Consider the following 18,458-nt stretch of genomic DNA (forward strand, 5'->3'; position numbering starts at 1 on the left):
AGGTCTCCGTTTCAGTCCAGTGCTGCCAGCACGGCATTGGTGATCTCATCTGTGCGGTTGCGGCCGGCGACGGTGCCGATGCCCCGTGCGGTTACCGCCTCCAGCGCAAACATGATCCGCTCCGCCGCGCTGCTCTCGCCCAGATGGTCGAGCATGAGCGCGCCGGACCAGATGGCTGCGATCGGATTGGCGATGCCGAGATGCGCGATATCGGGAGCCGAGCCGTGGACCGGCTCGAACATCGACGGGACACTCCTGTCGGGATTGATGTTCGCGGAAGCGGCGAAGCCGAGACCGCCCTGAATAGCCGCCCCAAGATCCGTCAGGATATCGCCGAAGAGGTTTGAAGCGACAATCACATCCAGGCTCTCCGGAACCATGACCATACGCGCGGCCATGGCGTCGATGTGATAGCTCGTGACCTCGACGTCAGGATATTGCTCAGCCAGTTCCCGGGTGACTTCGTCCCAGAACACCATGGAGTGCTTCTGCGCATTCGACTTGGTGACCGATGCGAGTTTCCCGCGCCGGGACCTCGCCTGCTCGAAGGCGAAACGCAGGATGCGTTCCACGCCCCTGCGGGTAAATATCCCCGTTTCCACGGCCACTTCGTTGTCCGTGCCCCGATGGACGCGGCCCCCGGCGCCGGAATATTCGCCTTCTGTATTCTCGCGAATGCAGAGAATGTCGAATTCCGTCTTCTTGAGCGGTCCCTCGACGCTGGGCAGCAGCCGATGAGGGCGAATGTTGGCGTATTGCTGGAACGCCTTGCGTATCGGCAGTAGCAGGCCGTGAAGCGACAGCGAGTCAGGCACCTTCTCCGGCCAGCCGACCGCGCCCAGGAGGATCGAGTCGAAACGGTTTAGCGTCTCGATGCCGTCCTCCGGCATCATTCTGCCAGTTTCGAGATAATAGTCGCACGACCAAGGAAATCGTGTCCCCTCGAGGATCATGCCCGCGCCATGGGCTGCCGCAAGCAACACGTGCCAGGCCGCTTCCATCACATCACGGCCGATGCCGTCACCCGGGATGATTGCTATCGAATGCGTCTTCATCGTTCCTCACAGGGCAATCAGCACGCTCTTGCTCTTGCGATTGGCAAGATAGGCTTCGCGTCCGAGATCCTTGCCGATGCCCGAGCGCTTGTAACCGCCGGTCGGGAGGATGTGATCGCGCGAGCGGCTGTAGCGGTTGACCCAAACCGTACCGGCCTGCAGCGCGCGGGTGATGCGCACTGCCCGGGAGAGGTCGCGTGTGAAAAGACCCGCGGCAAGGCCGTAGACCGGATGATCGGCGAGCGCGACCGCCTCTTCTTCCTCGCGGAAGGTTTGAACCGTCAGCACGGGGCCGAAGATTTCTTCCTGCACCGCCGGTGAGTCCTGCTGGACGCCGGCAAGCAGCGTCGGCTGGTAGAAGTAGCCTGGATGGTCCATGGCCGCCCCGCCGACCAGGCGTTCGGCCCCCTCCCTGCCTGCAGCCTGGACGAGCCTGTGAATGCGCTGGAGCTGCCGTTCCGAGATGATCGGTGAATAGGTGCTCGTCTCGTCCCAAGTCGGCCCGGCACTTACCGCCTTCATGCGAGCGGCAATGGCGGCGACAACCGGCGCGGCCACGCTTTCCTCGATGATGAGCCGGGACCCCGCCACGCATGCCTGACCGGCATTGGCGAGAATGCTGGTGACAATCGCATTGGCGGCGAGGTCGAGGTCAGCGTCGGCGAAAACCAGCTGCGGGCTCTTGCCGCCGAGCTCCAGCGTCATGGGTTTCACGCCGGTGCGCGCGATATTCTCCATGATGGCCGAGCCGGCCGCCGTCGAACCGGTAAAGCTGAGCTTTGCAATGTCCGGATGGGCGGTGATGGCGGCCCCCGTCGTCGGGCCGTCGCCGAGGACGATATTGATCAAGCCAGACGGCAGGCCTGCACGCTCGGCAAGCTCCGCGATGAAGAGCGTCGAAAACGGCGTCAACTCCGAGGGCTTCAAGACGACCGCATTGCCTGCGGCCAGCGCCGGCCCGAGCTTCCAGCCGGCCATGGAAAGCGGCACGTTCCATGGCGTGATCGCGCCTACGACTCCGTAAGGCTCGCTCATCACCATACCGAGACTGGCGTCCCCGGTCGGCACGACGTCGCCGCCTTCCTTGTCGGCGAATTCGGCGAAGAAGCGGATCTGCTCGGCCGTCACCGCAATATCGCCTTCGATCAGCTGGCCGACGGGACGCGTGGAGCAGAAGGCCTCCAGTCGCGCCAGGGTGACTGCCTCGGCCTCCATGAGGTCGGCCCAGCGGTGCAAGAGGTTGGTGCGCCGGCGCGGCGGACACGTAGCCCAGCCGCTGTCACGCAAGGCTTTCTTCGCGGTTGCCACCGCCTGGTCGACGAAGTCCTCCGAGGCGATCGGACAGGCGCCGAATTCCTTGCCATCGGAGGGACGGTGCATCGGCAGTACGCCCCTCGCCGGCACGCAGGCGCCGCCGATGAAGTGCCCCTTTGGAAGGTCAAGGCGGTCTGGATCAAAGCTGAGCGACATGGGCAAGCCTATAGGTAGCGGTGCTCGTGTCAGGTGACGGTCACGTAGATTTTCCGCACCGTCTCGATCGTCTTCCACACGCCGACATAGCCGGGTTTGAGCACGAAACTGTCGCCGGCGCGATAGATGACCGGCTCCTTGCCCTTCTCGGTCAGCTCAATCACGCCGTTCAGAATGTGGCAGAACTCAAACGTCTCGCCCTTGATCGAGTGCGTCTCGCCTGGAGTGGCTTCCCAGACGCCGGTATTCACACTGCCGTCCTTGTCGCTGTCCTGCGCCCACGTCTTGAAGGCGGGATTGCCTGCGATCAGCCGGTCTGGCGCAGGGGTCGCGTGCTTCGGTTCGAAGGAGGGGTTCGGGTCGATGGTTTTGAGTAGCGTCATTGTATTCTCCTGTTTTTCTTGAACGAGAGGGGTCAATAACCGCGGCTGCGGTCGACAAGCCCGATTGGGTCGATCCCGTCCTCGTGCCTGCGGATATTCTCGATGACAGCCCTTGCGGCGCTCCGCGGGGAGGTCACGCTGGCAATGTGCGGGGTCAGAAGCGCCTTGGGATGGCGCCAGAACGGGTGGCCGGAAGGAAGTGGTTCGGGTTCAGTCACATCGATTACGGCGCTCGAGATCTGCCCGTTATCGAGCGCCTCGAGCAATGCGCCGTGATCGAGTTGCGGTCCGCGTCCTACATGGACAAGGCTGGCGCCGCAGGGCAGCGCTGAAAACAGTTCGGCATCCAGTATGCCGTGCGTTTCTGCCGTGAGCGGCAACAGACATACGAGAATGTCGGTTTGCCCGAGAAAGCTCTTCAACTCGGAACGCCCGCTATAGCAGGCGACGCCCGGAATGCTACGCGGAGATCGGCTCCAGCCCTGAAGCTGAAAACCAAAGGGTTCCAGCCGCTCCAGCACGGCGGCACCCAAAACGCCAAGGCCGAGGACGCCTACACGGCGCTCGCGAGCCTGGCGTGCCGATCGGGCCCGCCAGACAGCGTCGGCCTGCTGGGCGAGATAGCCGGGCAGATCGCGATGCAGGGCCAGCACAGCCATTGTCGCATATTCCTGCATCATGCGAACGATCTCCTCGTCCACCATGCGCACGAGCTTGACGGTGGGAGGCAGCCCAGTGGTATCGATCTGATCGACACCGGCTCCAATCGAGAACAGCACTTCGAGATTTCGATATTGCTGAATACCTTCGGGCGCGGTCCAGGTCAGCAGATACCGTACTTCAGCAGCATCGACCGCGTCGGGCCGGGAAGCGAAACGCAGGCCGGGTAGTTCGCGGGCAAACTCAGCCGCGAAGACTTTCGCTCGTTCGGCATCTGAATTGAACAGGAAAGCCATCTGCCATCTCTTTCGGTTCTATGCGGCCAAGCATGACGCAGCCCGGCGGCAGAATGCGCCGAAGGACGACGGCCGAGCGGCACATCACATCGAATTATGATCCTCAGCCTGCAGGCGTGCGCCGATCGCTTCGATCAGCATTTGGCAGGCGGCGAGTTCGCCGGTTTCGATATATTCGTCGGGCCTGTGCGCACGGGCGATATCGCCGGGGCCGCAGATGATGGCCGGCAGGCCGGCGGCCTCGAAAAGACCGGCTTCCGTGCCGTAGCTAACGGCAGCTATGGGGTCATGGCCCGTCAGTTCCGAGAGAAGCGTTGCGAGGCTTTCGTTTTCCCGCGATGACAACGCCGGATAGCTGGACAGGAGCGTCCACTCGATCCCGAACCCTTCTTTTGCCAGTGCTACCGCCTCCGCCTTGATCGAGGCAAGCAGACGCATTGGGTCAACCCCGGCAATGGCCCGCGCCTCCAGTTCCACCGCGCAAGTGTCGGGGATGATGTTGACCCCCTGCCCTCCCTGGACGACGCCGACCTGCAGCGAAGAAAATGGTGGCGTGAAGCTGCCGTCGAACGGCCCCTTCTCCAGCGCTTTCGCTTGCGCCACTGCTTCGTTGAGCACAGCCGCCATGGCGTGGATGGCATTGAGGCCCTGATCCGGGCGCGAGGAATGCCCCGAACGACCCGTGATCGCCAGCCGCACCGCAGCCTTTCCCTTGTGCGCTCGGATGGGCGTGAGGCCGCTCGGTTCGCCGATGATACAGCCAAGGGGTGGGGCGCAGAGCTCAGGCAGCCGCGCGATCATGTGTGGCACGCCATGGCAGCCCGCTTCCTCGTCATAGGAGAAGGCAAGATGTATGGGCCGGGCGAGCCGCCGAGCACCAAGGGCGGGCAATGCCGCGAGCACCGCCGCCAGGAAGCCTTTCATATCGCTGCTGCCGCGCCCGTAGAGGCGCTCGCCATCGCGGCGCAGGCGGAAAGGATCTGACGACCATTCCGGCTCGCCGGCAGGCACCACGTCCATATGCCCGGACAAAACATAGCCCGGCACGTCGCGCGGGCCGAGCGTGGCGAACAGGTTGGCCCTATCCCCTTCCGGACCGGGCAGCACCGTCACGGTGGCACCGACGCCTTCGGCGTAAGCCCGAATCCAGCTCACAATTTCATCGTTCGGTCGACCAACGACCGTGGGGAAGGCGACAAGTCGTGCGAGGATTTCTTCGGCGTTCAAGCGGTCGCTCCGGCAATTGGATCGGATGCTGCGAGGGTAGGCAGGCATCGACCGCGTCACCTGCCGAAAACGCGGCAGATTCGGCGCAAGATTCCGAATCCTATCGGTCTATAGATGAATTCTGCGGAGGCGATGAACCGATACTGCTACCAACATTGCAAGAATTAAAGGCCTAGTTCATGTCACCCGTTGCCCACCGGATCAGCAGTGATGAAAGACTTCCCGCTTCGGCGGACGTCGTTGTGATCGGAGGCGGTATCGTCGGCGCGAGCGCGGCATATTTCCTGGCGCGACGTGGCCTGTCTGTGGCGCTCCTCGAAAAGGGGTATGTCGGGTGCGAGCAGTCGAGCCGGAACTGGGGCTGGTGCCGTCAGCAAAACCGCGATGCGCGGGAATTGCCGCTCTCCGGCCTGGCCTTGCGTCTGTGGGACCAGCTGACCGAAGAGATCGGGCAGGACCTCGGCTTCCGGCGCTGCGGTCTGGTCTATGCGACGGACAATCCCAAGCAGCTTGCCGAATGGGAAAAGTGGCGCGAGACAGCACGACAGTTTAACGTCAACACGCGGATGCTGACAGCCGCCGAGGCCGGTGCTGCCGTTCCCGGAGGCCACGGTCGCAATTGGCTGGGCGGGGTAAACTCGGTAGATGACGGCAAGGCTGAACCGTGGCTCGCCGCGCCCCGGATTGCCGAGGGGGCGCGCACGCATGGCGCGACCATTCACCAGGACTGCGCTGCACGCGGCCTTGATCTCACGAATGGAAGGGTGAGCGGCGTCGTCACCGAAAAAGGGTTGATCCGGACCAATGCAGTGCTTTGCGCCGCCGGCGCCTGGGCTTCGGCTTTCCTGCGCATGCATGGAATTTCCTTTCCGCAGGCCAGCATCCGCCAGAGCACGCTTCGCACCGGCCCTGCGCCGAATCTTGGCGAAGCGATCTACACACCCGACTGCGCGCTCACGCGCCGGATTGACGGCAGCTACACATTGGCGATCAGCGGCAAGGCGACGCTCGAACTCACGCCACAAGGGATCCGCCATGCACGCGCCTTCCTGCCGATGTTCGTCAAGCGGCTGAAGGCAATCGAGATCGGCATCAGCCGGTCCTTCTTCGAAGGGCCGGAGGCTTTCGGGAAGTGGCGCATGGACAGGCCCACGCCTTTCGAGCGCATCCGCGTGCTCGACCCCCTTCCCGATGCACGCGTAATCAAAAAAATAATGGCGCGAGTGAAAGCCCTGTTTCCGGCCATGTCCGGCGTCGAGATGGCTTCCTCCTGGGGGGGCTACGTCGATTCCACCCCGGATGCCGTGCCGGTGATCTCGCATGGTGAAGCGGTGCCGGGCCTGTTTATCGCCGCCGGCTGCTCCGGGCACGGCTTCGGCATCGGCCCTGGCATCGGCCATCTCGCGGCGGACCTAGTTGCCGGCGAAACGCCGTGTGTCGATCCCACACCGTTCCGCCTGTCGCGGTTCCGTGACGGCTCGAAAGTTCAAGTGGGAAGCATCTGATGTTCCGACGCAAAGGCCGGAAAGCACGGGAGGCAGCCGTGGACAATGCACAGGTGGTCGTTTCGGCGGCGTTCCGGGAAGAGGTTAGCACTACCTATTCAAAGCAGGAACCGCTGATGAATATCAATAATGCCGTCGTCAGCCCGCCGCCCCTCGTCGTCGAGCAAGCCGTTGACGAGGCCTACCGCCCCACCAACTGCAATCGCGACATTAGCATTTGGAGCAAATTGGACGCCGCGCTGCCCGAAACAAAGGCTGCGCCCGTTCGGCTGATTGACTGTGCGCCAACGGAAATTGCACTGAACCGCAATTCCTCGGATGGATTATCAACGGAGACATTCCGGGTTTCCGGCTGTACACGCCGCTCGAGGGCGACGAGCGTGGGGCACTCAGCTTCTCTTCCGTCGATGGCGTTGATCTGAAAGCCTTGGAATGCGCATTGCGGGAGAGATGTCGGGTCCACGTCAAATGTCGCGAGGTCGAGCATCACTAAGGGTTGCGGGTGGCTTCTTCCCACATCTACATGCTGAAGCGCGATCTGGACCGTTGCGTGGCCGCCCTGCGTGACGCGGATGTCCAATTGAGCCTATAGGAGGCGTGGCATGTTGCCCGAAGAAAGCTTTCCCCTCGACGCCATCACTGTCAGCCGGCAGGATATCCGCGAGGCCGACTTGACGGCGCTGCATGCGTTGTCGGTGAGCGTCAGTTGGCCCCATAGGGCGGAGGACTGGCAGTTCCTGCGCGAGTACGGGGAAGGCTATGTAGCGGTGGATGCGAGTGGCCGCGTCCACGCCTCAGCCATGTGGTTTCCCTTTGGCAAGGACTTCGCCACGATCGGCATGGTGATCACCTCGCCACGGCTACAGGCCAATGGCGGGGGTAAGTGGCTGATGCAACACGTGCTTGAGCAGATAGGAGGCCGCGCCTTGGGTCTTCATGCCACGCGGGATGCTTACCGCCTCTATCGCTCCTACAGTTTCTCAGATGAACGGACGATCAATCAGCACCAGGGGATTGCGGCGATCCCGCCTGACGTCGGCCCCGTTAACGGAGGGGAAATGAGAGAATTGCGGCGCGCCGACCATGCAGAATTGCTGGCTCTGGACAAGCGAACGACCGGCACGAACCGATCACGCCTTCTCTCAATGCTTGTCGAGCGGTCAGAAGGCATCGTGCTTTACCGCGACGGCGAGCTTGCGGCCTATGCTCTCGCGCGGCTCTTCGGGCGGGGAACGGTCATCGGTCCGGTCCTCGCGGCAAATGACGAAGATGCCGCGACAGTCGTGCGGCCCCATATTGCCGCCCGGATCGGCAAGTTCGTGCGGCTCGATACTGGTGCGACCACCGGCACCTTCACGCAATTCCTCACGCTGTCCGGCCTGCCGGTTTACGACACGGTAACGCGCATGTCTCTCGGCCGACAGTGGCCCCTGGCCGCCTCGCCGGAGGCCGCGGTCTATGCACTGGCCGCGCAGGCGACAGGTTGAGGGACTTTCAGGGACAGCAGAGGCCGAATGTTTGCGTATTTCGCTGATTGTAAGCAGCGGTCACAAACGATGGTGAATGCTCGTTTCATTTGATCGTGAGCGTGTATTTTACGCGAGCGGCGGCTCTGTTTCGGGCATTCTCGACGCTTTCGGGTGCCTTGTTCTCTGCGTGCTCGTCACTGGCGCTTGACGGGATCAGCTGGGTACGGAGCGGCTTGGTTGAAATCCCAGTCGGCTGATCTGACTAGCCGCATGCTACAGTATCGGCGCCATCTTCCACCCGAATGCGTCCGGCCCTCTCGATGAGGATGGACCACTGATTCGGGACAGGCCAGAAACCTGTGACGTGCAGTGCTCGGTGCGGGAACTGCCCCTGGTCGTCCGCAGTCTCGTCGAGGGAGCAGGACATCATATCCAGCGTGTCTTTCTTGGCAACGTGGCCGAAAAGTTTGTTCGCTGTCCGGCTATCTAGACAGCTTTCCGGCGGGATCAGTTCGAATCGTGACGGCGGCGTCTATCTTGTCGTGAGCAAGCGGCAGGCGAGTTCACGCACGCCCCAGCGGGTGGAGAATGTGTCCGACACCTCGAACCAGCTCCCGTCGTTGCCGGCACCGTGGTTGGCGCCCATGCAGGAGCATTGGCATTCATGACCGCGCGCTTTCTGGCATGCCCTCGCGCAAATTTCCTGCTCGCGGCACGGCTGGATGATGTAGATCTTGCCATATCGAAGCAACGCTCGATCGACGAGGTCGTTAAACCAGGCTTTCGGCAGCTCCCAGTAGGCTTCGGTGCCGCCGATCCATTCGGGTGCTGTTCGCCGCCCGTTCTGAGGCCAGTGCCGATTGTCGTCGGCAAATGGTAGTCGAACGCGAATTCGCTCGCCTCGCCCCGTTCTGCGCAGCACGACAGGTATCTGTTTCTGCTTCCAGACGTAGGAGAGGGTGAGCCGATCCATGGTCCGCTTCAGCTCATCTTAAGATTCCGGACAAAGTACCAATCCCGGTGCACCGGATTCCTGGCACACAAAGGCACCGTCGTCCCCTTGTTCGAACTGGCGCTTCAACATCCTGCCAACAATGCCCTCAGCTCTCCTTACCGGCATCGCCCTCCCCTTGCACGTGTCGAGTTGCAACCTCGTTCAGATGGTGCTCGATCGTCTTTGCAGACGCGAGCACGTCATCGAATTCGGGTGCCGCTCCGAAGATCATTGCGGTCGTGTTGGCGTAGTCATCCTTGAGCACCGCTACCATGCCGGCGACCGGCTCGATGGCGAATGTCCCTGGCTGCGCTGAGGTTAGATCGTAGGCCGGTTGAAGAACATCCGTGCATGTCGAACGCAATCGGCGCCGAGGTCGCGATCCGCGAGCGCAGTATGGCCGACAGCCGAGTTGAGGAGGCAATGAAGGTCGTAATAGTGTCGTGATACGCGTTGACCTTCCTGCCGAAGGACACCGCGCCGCTCGTACCAGCGGCGCAAACCATGCGCGATGACGACTTTGTCCCAAAAGGTTCGTGTGGCATCGACAGTGGTTACGTCGGCAACGGCCAAGTCCATTCCGCCACCTCTTCGGCGATGTAGGGGCGGATCGTGACGGGCCGATTCGGATCAAGCGCCGACTTCGCACCGGCTTCGATTCGAACGGCCGGCCGCACATAGGCGCCGTCGCGCGGTTCGACCTCCGGATACCAGACCAGAAGTGTTTGCCCGTCAGGATCGGCTTCGTCGATCTCGATACGTCCTGCTCCGCTGGTAATGTCGGCGAGCTGCTCGGCAAGAAGCTCTCGGAGCGGGCCGGTGATATAGGCGCGGCACGCGTCCCGGATTGCGTCGAGCCTGGCGCGGCGTTTCTTGTTCGAGAGGGCCTCCAAGTCCTCGACCGATGCCGGTTCGTGGAGATCGTCGCGGAATACGGTGATGTGTAGAGTAGGTGGCGAGCGCGGTACCGCCTTGCGGCGGCCCGTTTCTCACCACCCCTCGCAGAACCGGACGTGCACCTTTCGTTATGCATCCGGCTCGCCAGAAGATATGGCGAAGTTTGGCGTTCCCATCCACGCCAGACGAAACCGGCAGACGGGAGTCCATGCGAGCATATATTGCTCGACGGACCCATCGCGCCACAGTCTCACCGTCGGACGGCGACTGCTGCGTTGTCTACCTTTTGCGATTTCGCTCGCGTTGGCGTTTGGGCGCACCTTCCGCTGCCAGCGCCAGAGCCGATCCCCGGTGTACCAGTCGAGGCTGGTGAACACGTTGCTGGCTCCGTAGCAGAAACGGAAGTAATTCGCCCATCCGCGCAGGATGGGATTAAGCTCCTGCAGCTTTGCACCAAGGGTGCCTCTGGCGCTGGTACGCCCGGTGCACTCCTTGACTTTGTGACGGAAATCGTGGGACTTGGCCTTGGGGATTTGTACACGTGCACAATATCCGTAGCGTCTGTCCCATTTCATGACGAAGCGGAACCCGAGGAATTCGAACCCGTCCGTCATTGCGGTGATCTTCGTCTTTTCCGGTGACAGCTTGAGGCCTGTCGTCTCCTGCAGGTATTTTGCCAGCGCGGATTTCTCCGCAATAGCCTCTTCCTGCGTACCGGAGACCAGCACCACAAAGTCGTCCGCATAGCGTACGGGGAAGCACACGCAGTGCCCTGTCTTGCGATCCCACATACGTCTACCCGATGCCGCCGAGAGTATCGATTGTCGTGAAGACCTCCCCGTCAGATCAGGATGCACCCACCGTTTATATCTCTCCTCAATCGCGCTGAGCGCAATGTTGGCGAGCAGCGGTGATATGATCCCACCCTGCGGGGTTCCGGCTTCCGTGCGGAAGAACTGCTCCTCCGCCAGCACGCCGGCTTTCAGGAACTGCCCGACCAACCGTGCCACCCGCTGGTTGGCGACGCGTTTGCGTAGCCGTTCCATCAGATAGTGATGGTTGATGTTGTCAAAGCAGCCCTTGATGTCTCCCTCGATGACCCACGGATATGGCATCCCGTGCCTCCGGGTATCCCCGCCGCGTTTATGCGACTGAGCAGCCCGTCGGATATGCTCCAAGGCGCCGTGCGTGCTCCGTCCGGGCCTGAACCCATAGGAAACATGCCAGAACTGCGCCTCGAAGATTGGCTCCAGAAGTGTTTTGACCGCGCATTGTACGACGCGGTCCTTGATCGTGGGAATGCCCAGGGGCCGGAACTGCCCCGGTTTACCGGCTTTGGGGATGAGCTTGCGCCTCGCCGGGCTCGGTCTGTACGCGCAAGAGCGTAGTTCAGCCTGAAGCCTGTCGAGAAAGCGTTGTTCTCCCCTTTTCCGGATGCGTCCCACGGTCATCCCGTCGACCCCGGCCGTGCGACCTCCCTTATTGGTGGACACGCGACGCCAAGCGTGACGAAGCATGCGCGAGTCTGTCAACCAGCCCCACATGTCCCGCCACTGATCGTCGGGATTCGCCTTACTCCACTGATACAGTTTGCGCTGAACGCCGAGTACCCAAGCTTCATCAGCCTGATGATCCGTGTCCACAGATCACTCCTCCGTCATGCCAACCGATCATCTTCCTGCCTCCCTTCGCCATGTGCCCGGCTTTCCCGGACTCGGACTACTACGGAGGCTCCGCCCTTGAACACGCCCGTCTCCGGTCGTCGCGGCTAGCCCGGTTCCTGCCGGGCAGACGGTTCAAGTTCCCGTGTTCCGATTTTCAACCTTCGTGCCTGTAGGTGGTGCGCTATACCCCTGGCGATGCGGAGAGTGGGTTAAAGGAACTCGCCCACCCCGAGTGCGTATTTCTCGCACCCCTCAGCAGGGAACATTGAGCCCTGCCATGTCTGATCGCGCTATTTGTCTCCCCCGCCATCACGGTTGGGAAACTTCTCGGATATTCAGAGGCTTCAATCACGCACTTCGTTGTCTCACCATGAGCACTGCGGTAGCCCGGCCCGGTAGTGATGGCTTCCGTCCGGTACGGTTCAGACCGATCTGCTTATGGCACCGAACCGGCGACACCCGGTCCAGCTTTTCGGTCCCCTTCCTTTCGTTGTTCCCACGAAAGGGACGGCATTGCAGCCGTCGGTCGAAAATCAGCAAAGCTAGGAGGGGTTCTAACTATGTCATACTACCCTCCCGCGCCGTCACGGCGCACCGATATCTTCGGAAAAGCGCTGGATCAGGTTGTGGGCTTTCGACAGCGATGTGCCGCCCTTGAAGAGGAGGCGCGGCGCGCCGGCGGGACGTTCATGATAGAGCGCGTTCAAGGTCCAGCAGACCCAGAAGTCCTTCTCGATGTTGCCCACTGGTGCTCCGAGACGGTTGGCGGTCGCAAGGAACAAATCGAGCCGGTCCCGCGCAGGGGTCTCGACGACCTGCTTGTAGGCAGCCGTGCTCATTTCTGCCCCACCTTGGCATCGTTGGGGTTGATCAGGTCGCGCAAAAATTCCTGCATCCAGATCGGCAGGGCGGAAAGGCCGGTGCGGAGGTCGTCGCGGATCGCCTTGCCATGCTTCGGATCGGCGAACAAGCGACGTAGCGCGGCCTGAACGCGCTCGTGCTCGCTGTCCTGGGTCAGCATGTCCTGCATCCAGTGCAGCGCTTGGACGACGCGCATGGCGGGCCGGCCGGCCCAGTAGAGGCGGCTCGGTGCAGCGAACTTGAAATGGATCTCCTGTTTACCGAGTTTGATCGGCTTTAGCCGTGCATCGACCAACACTTCGATGCGAGCCGGTACGGCTGTGGTGAGACCGAGATCGTTTGCAGCGGTCATACCGTCGACAACGGCCCGTGCTTGGTCGCGACGGGTCACGGCGCGGATCACAGCCCGATAATCCGGAACGGTGGGGTGTCCCGTCAGTGAGTTCTTACGCGGCCGATCATAAAGACCGCGGTCTATGCGGCGGAGCTCGCCGGCGGCGGCGAGCCGCTGAAGGGTTTTGTCGATGGCGGCGCGCCCGCCGAGATCGGCAAAGTCGGCGGGCGTCCAGACCTCATCGAGCTGAGACGCGACCCTGGCCAGAAGCCTGGTGCGCAGATCGGTATCTTGAGCTGGAGCGGTCATGTCCGAAATATGCTACATTTTTCGGACATCGGCAAGGGAGTCCGAAAAATGTGACAATCTTCGGACAGCAGCTATCGAACTGCCGCCACTTGATGTTACCCCACAGCTTCCAAGTTATGCTTCGGATTGCATCTGTGAGAATCCTCCGGTCGTCGCCTCGCTGCGGGCTGCCCTGTGTCGTTCAGACCCGGCCGAGCGTCCTGAGCTGCAGGAACAGCCGATACCACGCCAGACCGATCAGGATGGTGGCAATCCCCCTACCGCCGTCGGCCGGGTCCGGTCAGGCTAGGCCGAGTTCGCCGAGCCACGTGTCCACCTCGTCCCTGCTGCCTAGCTTGTCGTTCACAAGGCCGTCGACCATGAAGGTCGGCGAGGCGTGGATGCCGTTCTGCCGCGCGAAGCGTATGTGCCGCTTGAGCATGTCACCGGCCTCTTTCCGCTCGAAGACGGCGCGCAGGTCGAGCCCGCAGTGGTCGGCGATCCGCTGCAGCATAGTCGACGGCGGCGCGTCCATGTTGGGGCCGCTGGAATGGTCGGTGGCGATGTAGTCTTCGCGGTGTTCGTAGACCGCGGCCATCACGCGGTAAGCCGCGTCCCGGCCCTCCGGCGTCAGCGTCGCCGCCAGCACCGCGCGGCTCACGACGCCCGAGAACAGGTGCCAGGGCTGCGAGTGCACGGTCAGCCGCACGGTCAGCCGGTCCTCTCCGGCCCGCTCGAGGAGCGGCAGCAGCTTGCCGAATGCCCTGCCGCAGTGCGGACAGGTCGGCTCCAGGAACCAGTCCATCAGCTTCGGTCCCCGCCCCCAGACCAGTTCACCCCAAGTGCCGCCGTCGGATGTCATATCACGTCCCGTTCCGTTTCAGATAATCTCGCAGACTTCATCGAAGCCGAACCGGTAGCCCCGCGGGCGGAAGGCGCCCTCGGCAGGATAACCGATATTCATGAGGAAGTTCGATTTCACGCGGTGTCCACCCTCGAAGAACGTATCGTCTACAACGTCGTGCAGGAACCCCGACATCGGCCCGCAACTCAGCCCGTGTGCGCGCGCCATGACCAGGAAGTAGGCGGCCTGGAGCGTTGCGTTGCGGAACGAGGCCCGCTGCGCCAGATCCTTGTCCTTGCGGTAGTTGGCGATCCGGTCGATCGCGTGGGGTGCGAGCCGGTCGAAGTGCTCATAAAACTCCTGGTCGATCCCGAATACCGCCGTCACCGGCGCGCTTTCCACCTTGGGCACGTTGTTCGGCCTCACGCCCGGCATCAGCCGCGCCTTGCCCTCGGCGCTCTTCACGAAGATCACCCGCATCGGGCTGCCGTTGCTGCTGGTCGGGCCCACACGAGCGACATCGTAGATCCGCCCGAGCAGATCGTCCGGCACCTCCCGGTCGGAGAACTTGTAGCAGGTGTGCGCTTCGAGAAAAAGAGCGTCGAGCACGGCCGGGTCGGCGGCGGGCAGATCGTCCATGCGGGTTCTTTCCTTGTGGGCTGTGGGCGCCATCAGTCCTCCTCTTCGACAAAGATCTTCTCGCGGCGCTTTCTGATCTCGGGCAGCGCGACGATGAGGATCAGGAACACGGTGACTGTCAGCAGCACCGCGCTGATCGGCCGGGTGACGAAGGTCGAGAAGTCCCCGCGCGAGATGATCAGCGCCTGCCTCAGCGCCTCTTCCATCCGCGAGCCGAGCACGACGCCGAGCAACAGCGGCGCCGGCTCGAAGCCGAACTTCCACATCGTGTAGCCGATCAGCCCGAACGCGGCGAGGATCAGCACGTCCACGGTGGAACCGGACAGGGAATAGACCCCGATGCAGCAGAACAGGATGATCGCCGGGAACAGCAGCCGATAGGGCACCGTCAGGAGCTTCACCCAGATCGAGATCATCGGCAGGTTGATGACCAGCAGCATCAGGTTTCCGATCCACATCGAGGCGATCAACCCCCAGAACAGCTCCGGATTGGAGTTGATCACCTGCGGGCCCGGCACGATGCCGTGGATCGTCATCGCGCCGATCATGATCGCCATCACCGAGTTCGGCGGCAAGCCGAGGGTCAAGAGCGGGATGAAGGAAGTCTGCGCCCCGGCGTTGTTCGCCGATTCCGGACCGGCGACGCCCTCGATGGCGCCGTAGCCGAATTCCTTCGGATTGCGGGCGACCTTCTTCTCGATGGTATAGGAGGCGAAGGCGCCGAGCACCGCGCCGTTTCCCGGCAGGATGCCGAGGCTGCCGCCGAGCGCCGTACCCCGCACCATCGGCCAGAACGAGCGGCGCAGATCCTCGCGCCCGGGCAGGAGACGGCCGATTGTGGACTTCAACACCTCCCGCGACGTCGACTGTTCGAGGTTGCGCAGGATCTCCCCGATCCCGAACAGTCCCATGCCGAGGATCGCGAAGTTGAATCCGTCGGCGAGCTGCGGGACGCCGAAGGTCATGCGGAGCTGCGCCGTCATCAGGTCCGGCCCGACCGTCGACAGGAGCACGCCGACCATGATCGAGATCAGCGCGTGGAACATCGACCCGCGCGCCAGCGCGGCCGCGAAGACGAGGCCCATGAGCATGAGCGAGAAATACTCCGCCGGTCCGAAGGAGAGCGCGACCGAGGTCAGCGGGATCGCGAGCGCCGCGACGAACACGGTCGCCACGGTCCCGGCAAAGAACGACCCGATGGCCGCGATGCCAAGCGCGGTGCCGGCCCGGCCGCGCTTGGCCATCTCGTGGCCGTCGAGGCAGGTCACGGTAGAGCTCGCCTCGCCCGGAATCGACATCAGGATCGCAGTGGTCGAACTGCCGTACTGTGCGCCATAGTAGATCCCGGCGACCATGATCAGCGCGCTTTCCGGCGGGAAGCCGAAGGTCATCGGCAACAGGATCGCGATGGTCGCGATCGGCCCGATCCCGGGCAGCACCCCGATCAGCGTGCCGAGCAGGCAGCCTACAAAGCACAACAGGATGTTCTGGACCGACAGGGCGACTGTGAACCCGTGGGCGAGATGTGCGAAGAGGTCGCCCACCGCTCAAAACTCGATCCCGGTCCCGGGAATATCGAGTATTTTCACCGACATCCCCAGGAAGTAGTGGAACAGGAGGATGCTGAGCACGGTCATGACCGCCGCGAAGATCAGTACTTCGCGCGGGCGCGCCTCGGGGGTGGCGAAGCCGCTGAGCGTCAGCGCCAGCATGCCCGCGACCGCCATGCCCATCGACCGGATCGTCAGAGAGAAGGCGATGATCGAGAGCGTCACGAAGAACGGGCCGCGGATCGAGAAGCGCTCCAGCTTCTCGCCGTCGAAGTTCAGCGACAGCAAGACGAGCACGGCGCCTGAGATACCGATCATCACCGCGAGGATCCTCGGGAACATCGCCGGACCCATCATCCGGGGTGTGCCGAGCGTCATGCCATGGTTGGCCCAGAACACGAACAGGCAGATCCCGATGAGCACAAGGCCGGCGTAGAACCTTTTCGGCGCGCGAATGCGGATCGCGTCAGTCATGGGTGTCCCTTTCCCGGCCCGAGGGCGCGGTCATGGCTTCCGGCCCCAGAACGCCTCCAGCCCACGCCATTCGAAGTGGTCGGTGTCGGTAAGCATCCAGTCGAACGCCTGCCGCAAGTCCGCGTGACTGTAGTAGGGCCTGCCCTCCAGTGTACGGCCGATGCCGGCGAAGATCTTGTCGATCAGGTGCTGTATGTGCAGGTCGGCCTTGATCTTCCAGGGCAGTTCCTTGGTCACCATGAAGATCTCGGCCATCACCAGGCGCCGCCCGGGTTTCAGCACGCGCAGCAATCGTTCCCCCGCCTCGGTCCAGTCCTCGGCGTGCTCGATGGCCTGCAGGTTCAGGACCACGTCGAAGGACTCCTCTGGGAGATGACCGAAGAAATCGTAGGGGAAGGTCCCGATGATGCCGTTCTTGCCCGGCACCCCGCCGATCGACATGTCGCGGGCGTACTGCTGGATGTCGATGGTCGTGACTTCGCCTCCGGGCCCGACCAGCCTGTTCACATCGTCGATGAAGCCGCAGCTTTCCAGCGCCTCGCCGAACAGCAGCACCTTGTGACCCGGCTCAATCTCGGCGATACGGTAGATTTCGTCCAGCACCGGCCGCGCGATCCGCCACATGTAAGGCAACCCGCCGATCAGGATCGCCCGGCACCAGCGCGCCTGCTCCTTCGGATCGAAGATGTCGGCGCCGAAACGATCGGCGTCGAAGGACTGCATCAGGTCCCACGGCGAGACTTTCTTTCCGTCGATCTCCAGCATGCTTCGTCTCCCGTCGGCGGGGCTGCTGCCGCGGCCCCCCCCGGACTTCAGCCTCGGAAAACGCGTCCGGGCGGGCAGCCGGCCCGGACGCATGCGTCACTCGATCTGCGCATCTGTCGCGATGACCCGTTCCCCCCAAGTGTCGACCTCGGACTGCATGAAGTCCAGCGTGTCGGCGGCGTTCATGCCGGCAAGGTTGCCGTGCCGCATCAGGTTCTCGGCCGCGTTAGCATTTTCGGCGATCGAGTTGATGGCCTCGTTCAGGGTCTCGACGATGTCGTCCGGCGTGCCGGCCGGGACCCAGAACCCGACCCACGACGAGCCGTAGTGGTTCGGATAGCCGAGTTCTTCCAGCGTCGGGCAGTCGGGCAGCTTGCTATAGCGCTCCGGCGCTGCCACGGCGAGGCAGTCGAGCTGGCCCGAGGTGACGTTCGATACCGTGTTTCCCGAGGCCGTCGCCGCCAGCGCGTCGACCTGGCCGCCGATCGCGGCCTGCGTCGCGGGCGCGCCGCCCTGGAACGGGACGTGCACGACGTTCGCGCCGTCGACGCTCTCGAAGAACGAGTACCAGGTGAAGTAAGAGCCCGACCCGACGCCGGCGCTGCTGTAGGTGCCCTCGGAGGCCATGAACTTCTCGAGGCTCGCGGCACGGCCTGGGTAGACCGAGAGGGTCTCGGGTGCACGCACCGCGATGCCGACCGGGATCAAGTCCTCCATCAGATTGTAGTCGATGTTCCGGAACATCGTCGCATTGATCGCGAGGGAGGTGGTGCTGACCAGCACCGTGTAGCCGTCGGGCTCCGCGCTCGCCACCGCGCGGGCGGCGATGTTCGACGCCGCGCCGGCCTGGTTCTCCACGATCACGGTGGCGCCGAGCACCGAGCCGACGTGCTCGGCCATGATCCGCGCCACAGAATCGGCGAAGCCGCCGGCGGAGAACCCGACCACGAAGGTGATCGTGTCGTTGGGATAGTTCTGCGCCCCGGCAGTCCCGGTCAACTGCGCCGTCATGGCAAGCGCCAGCGGCCACGCCAGTACCGTGCGTCTGACGATACGTTTCATGTTTTCCTCCCTTGGTTCGCA

Annotated in this window: 21 protein-coding genes; 3 read left to right on the plus strand and 18 right to left on the minus strand. The window is 63.0% G+C overall.

Annotated elements, in window-relative coordinates:
• Positions 1-11 precede the first annotated feature (11 nt).
• The 5 genes from N5A92_RS24160 to argE all read right to left on the minus strand — a co-directional run bounded on the left by N5A92_RS24160 (position 12) and on the right by argE (position 5,091).
• A complete protein-coding gene (locus N5A92_RS24160) occupies positions 12-1,055 on the minus strand; it encodes a tartrate dehydrogenase (RefSeq protein ID WP_260906922.1) in 1,044 nt (347 codons plus the stop codon).
• A 6-nt stretch (positions 1,056-1,061) separates the two neighbouring features.
• Positions 1,062-2,525, minus strand: coding sequence for an aldehyde dehydrogenase family protein (locus N5A92_RS24165; protein ID WP_260906923.1), 1,464 nt, complete (start codon positions 2,523-2,525; stop codon positions 1,062-1,064).
• 29 nt (positions 2,526-2,554) lie between these two features.
• Positions 2,555-2,908, minus strand: coding sequence for a cupin domain-containing protein (locus tag N5A92_RS24170; RefSeq protein WP_260906924.1), 354 nt, complete (start codon positions 2,906-2,908; stop codon positions 2,555-2,557).
• A gap of 32 nt (positions 2,909-2,940) precedes the next feature.
• On the minus strand, positions 2,941-3,864 hold the full coding sequence (locus N5A92_RS24175; protein WP_260906927.1) for a 2-hydroxyacid dehydrogenase: 924 nt from the start codon (positions 3,862-3,864) through the stop codon (positions 2,941-2,943).
• Positions 3,865-3,948: 84 nt separating this feature from the next.
• Entirely contained in the window at positions 3,949-5,091 is a 1,143-nt protein-coding gene (argE, locus tag N5A92_RS24180) for an acetylornithine deacetylase (RefSeq protein ID WP_260906929.1), read from the minus strand.
• A gap of 179 nt (positions 5,092-5,270) precedes the next feature.
• Between argE and N5A92_RS24185 the strand changes: the two genes are divergently transcribed.
• The 3 genes from N5A92_RS24185 to N5A92_RS24195 all read left to right on the plus strand — a co-directional run bounded on the left by N5A92_RS24185 (position 5,271) and on the right by N5A92_RS24195 (position 8,083).
• Positions 5,271-6,596: an NAD(P)/FAD-dependent oxidoreductase gene (locus tag N5A92_RS24185; protein WP_260906931.1), complete on the plus strand. Its 1,326-nt coding sequence runs from the start codon at positions 5,271-5,273 to the stop codon at positions 6,594-6,596.
• Between the two features lie 38 nt (positions 6,597-6,634).
• On the plus strand, positions 6,635-7,018 hold the full coding sequence (locus tag N5A92_RS24190) for a hypothetical protein (RefSeq protein WP_260906932.1): 384 nt from the start codon (positions 6,635-6,637) through the stop codon (positions 7,016-7,018).
• A 180-nt stretch (positions 7,019-7,198) separates the two neighbouring features.
• The gene (locus N5A92_RS24195; RefSeq protein ID WP_260906934.1) at positions 7,199-8,083 is read left to right on the plus strand and encodes a GNAT family N-acetyltransferase; all 885 of its coding nucleotides are present in this window, start codon (positions 7,199-7,201) and stop codon (positions 8,081-8,083) included.
• A gap of 514 nt (positions 8,084-8,597) precedes the next feature.
• Here N5A92_RS24195 and N5A92_RS24200 read toward each other — a convergent pair.
• From N5A92_RS24200 to N5A92_RS24260, 13 genes are all read right to left on the minus strand, one after another.
• A complete protein-coding gene (locus tag N5A92_RS24200) occupies positions 8,598-9,038 on the minus strand; it encodes a hypothetical protein (RefSeq protein ID WP_260906936.1) in 441 nt (146 codons plus the stop codon).
• Between the two features lie 127 nt (positions 9,039-9,165).
• The gene (locus tag N5A92_RS24205; protein ID WP_260907045.1) at positions 9,166-9,423 is read right to left on the minus strand and encodes a hypothetical protein; all 258 of its coding nucleotides are present in this window, start codon (positions 9,421-9,423) and stop codon (positions 9,166-9,168) included.
• Entirely contained in the window at positions 9,378-9,638 is a 261-nt protein-coding gene (locus N5A92_RS24210; protein WP_260906937.1) for a nucleotidyl transferase AbiEii/AbiGii toxin family protein, read from the minus strand. The genes N5A92_RS24205 and N5A92_RS24210 overlap by 46 nt, the downstream gene beginning before the upstream one ends.
• Positions 9,614-9,952: a nucleotidyl transferase AbiEii/AbiGii toxin family protein gene (locus N5A92_RS24215; protein WP_260906938.1), complete on the minus strand. Its 339-nt coding sequence runs from the start codon at positions 9,950-9,952 to the stop codon at positions 9,614-9,616. Before N5A92_RS24215 ends, N5A92_RS24210 begins: the two co-directional genes overlap by 25 nt.
• Positions 9,953-10,084: 132 nt before the next feature.
• Positions 10,085-11,599: a group II intron reverse transcriptase/maturase gene (gene ltrA / locus N5A92_RS24220; protein ID WP_260906939.1), complete on the minus strand. Its 1,515-nt coding sequence runs from the start codon at positions 11,597-11,599 to the stop codon at positions 10,085-10,087.
• A 605-nt stretch (positions 11,600-12,204) separates the two neighbouring features.
• On the minus strand, positions 12,205-12,459 hold the full coding sequence (locus tag N5A92_RS24225) for a nucleotidyl transferase AbiEii/AbiGii toxin family protein (protein WP_425248637.1): 255 nt from the start codon (positions 12,457-12,459) through the stop codon (positions 12,205-12,207).
• Positions 12,456-13,124 (minus strand): DUF6088 family protein, encoded by a 669-nt coding sequence (locus N5A92_RS24230; protein ID WP_260906940.1) that lies wholly within the window; start codon positions 13,122-13,124, stop codon positions 12,456-12,458. The genes N5A92_RS24225 and N5A92_RS24230 overlap by 4 nt, the downstream gene beginning before the upstream one ends.
• 280 nt (positions 13,125-13,404) lie before the next feature.
• Positions 13,405-13,965 (minus strand): DsbA family protein, encoded by a 561-nt coding sequence (locus tag N5A92_RS24235; RefSeq protein WP_260906941.1) that lies wholly within the window; start codon positions 13,963-13,965, stop codon positions 13,405-13,407.
• An 18-nt stretch (positions 13,966-13,983) separates the two neighbouring features.
• Positions 13,984-14,619, minus strand: coding sequence for a malonic semialdehyde reductase (locus tag N5A92_RS24240; RefSeq protein ID WP_260906942.1), 636 nt, complete (start codon positions 14,617-14,619; stop codon positions 13,984-13,986).
• Complete coding sequence (locus N5A92_RS24245; protein WP_260906943.1) at positions 14,619-16,130, minus strand: tripartite tricarboxylate transporter permease; 1,512 nt, start codon at positions 16,128-16,130, stop codon at positions 14,619-14,621. The genes N5A92_RS24240 and N5A92_RS24245 overlap by 1 nt, the downstream gene beginning before the upstream one ends.
• A 3-nt stretch (positions 16,131-16,133) precedes the next feature.
• Positions 16,134-16,610 (minus strand): tripartite tricarboxylate transporter TctB family protein, encoded by a 477-nt coding sequence (locus tag N5A92_RS24250; RefSeq protein WP_260906944.1) that lies wholly within the window; start codon positions 16,608-16,610, stop codon positions 16,134-16,136.
• Positions 16,611-16,640: 30 nt separating this feature from the next.
• A complete protein-coding gene (locus tag N5A92_RS24255) occupies positions 16,641-17,375 on the minus strand; it encodes a class I SAM-dependent methyltransferase (protein ID WP_260906945.1) in 735 nt (244 codons plus the stop codon).
• Positions 17,376-17,471: 96 nt separating this feature from the next.
• Positions 17,472-18,437, minus strand: a complete 966-nt coding sequence (locus tag N5A92_RS24260) for a Bug family tripartite tricarboxylate transporter substrate binding protein (RefSeq protein WP_260906946.1) — start codon at positions 18,435-18,437, stop codon at positions 17,472-17,474.
• Positions 18,438-18,458: the final 21 nt, after the last annotated feature.

Origin of the sequence: Chelativorans salis (genome assembly GCF_025336525.1) — a bacterium.
Lineage (GTDB): Bacteria > Pseudomonadota > Alphaproteobacteria > Rhizobiales > Rhizobiaceae > Chelativorans > Chelativorans salis.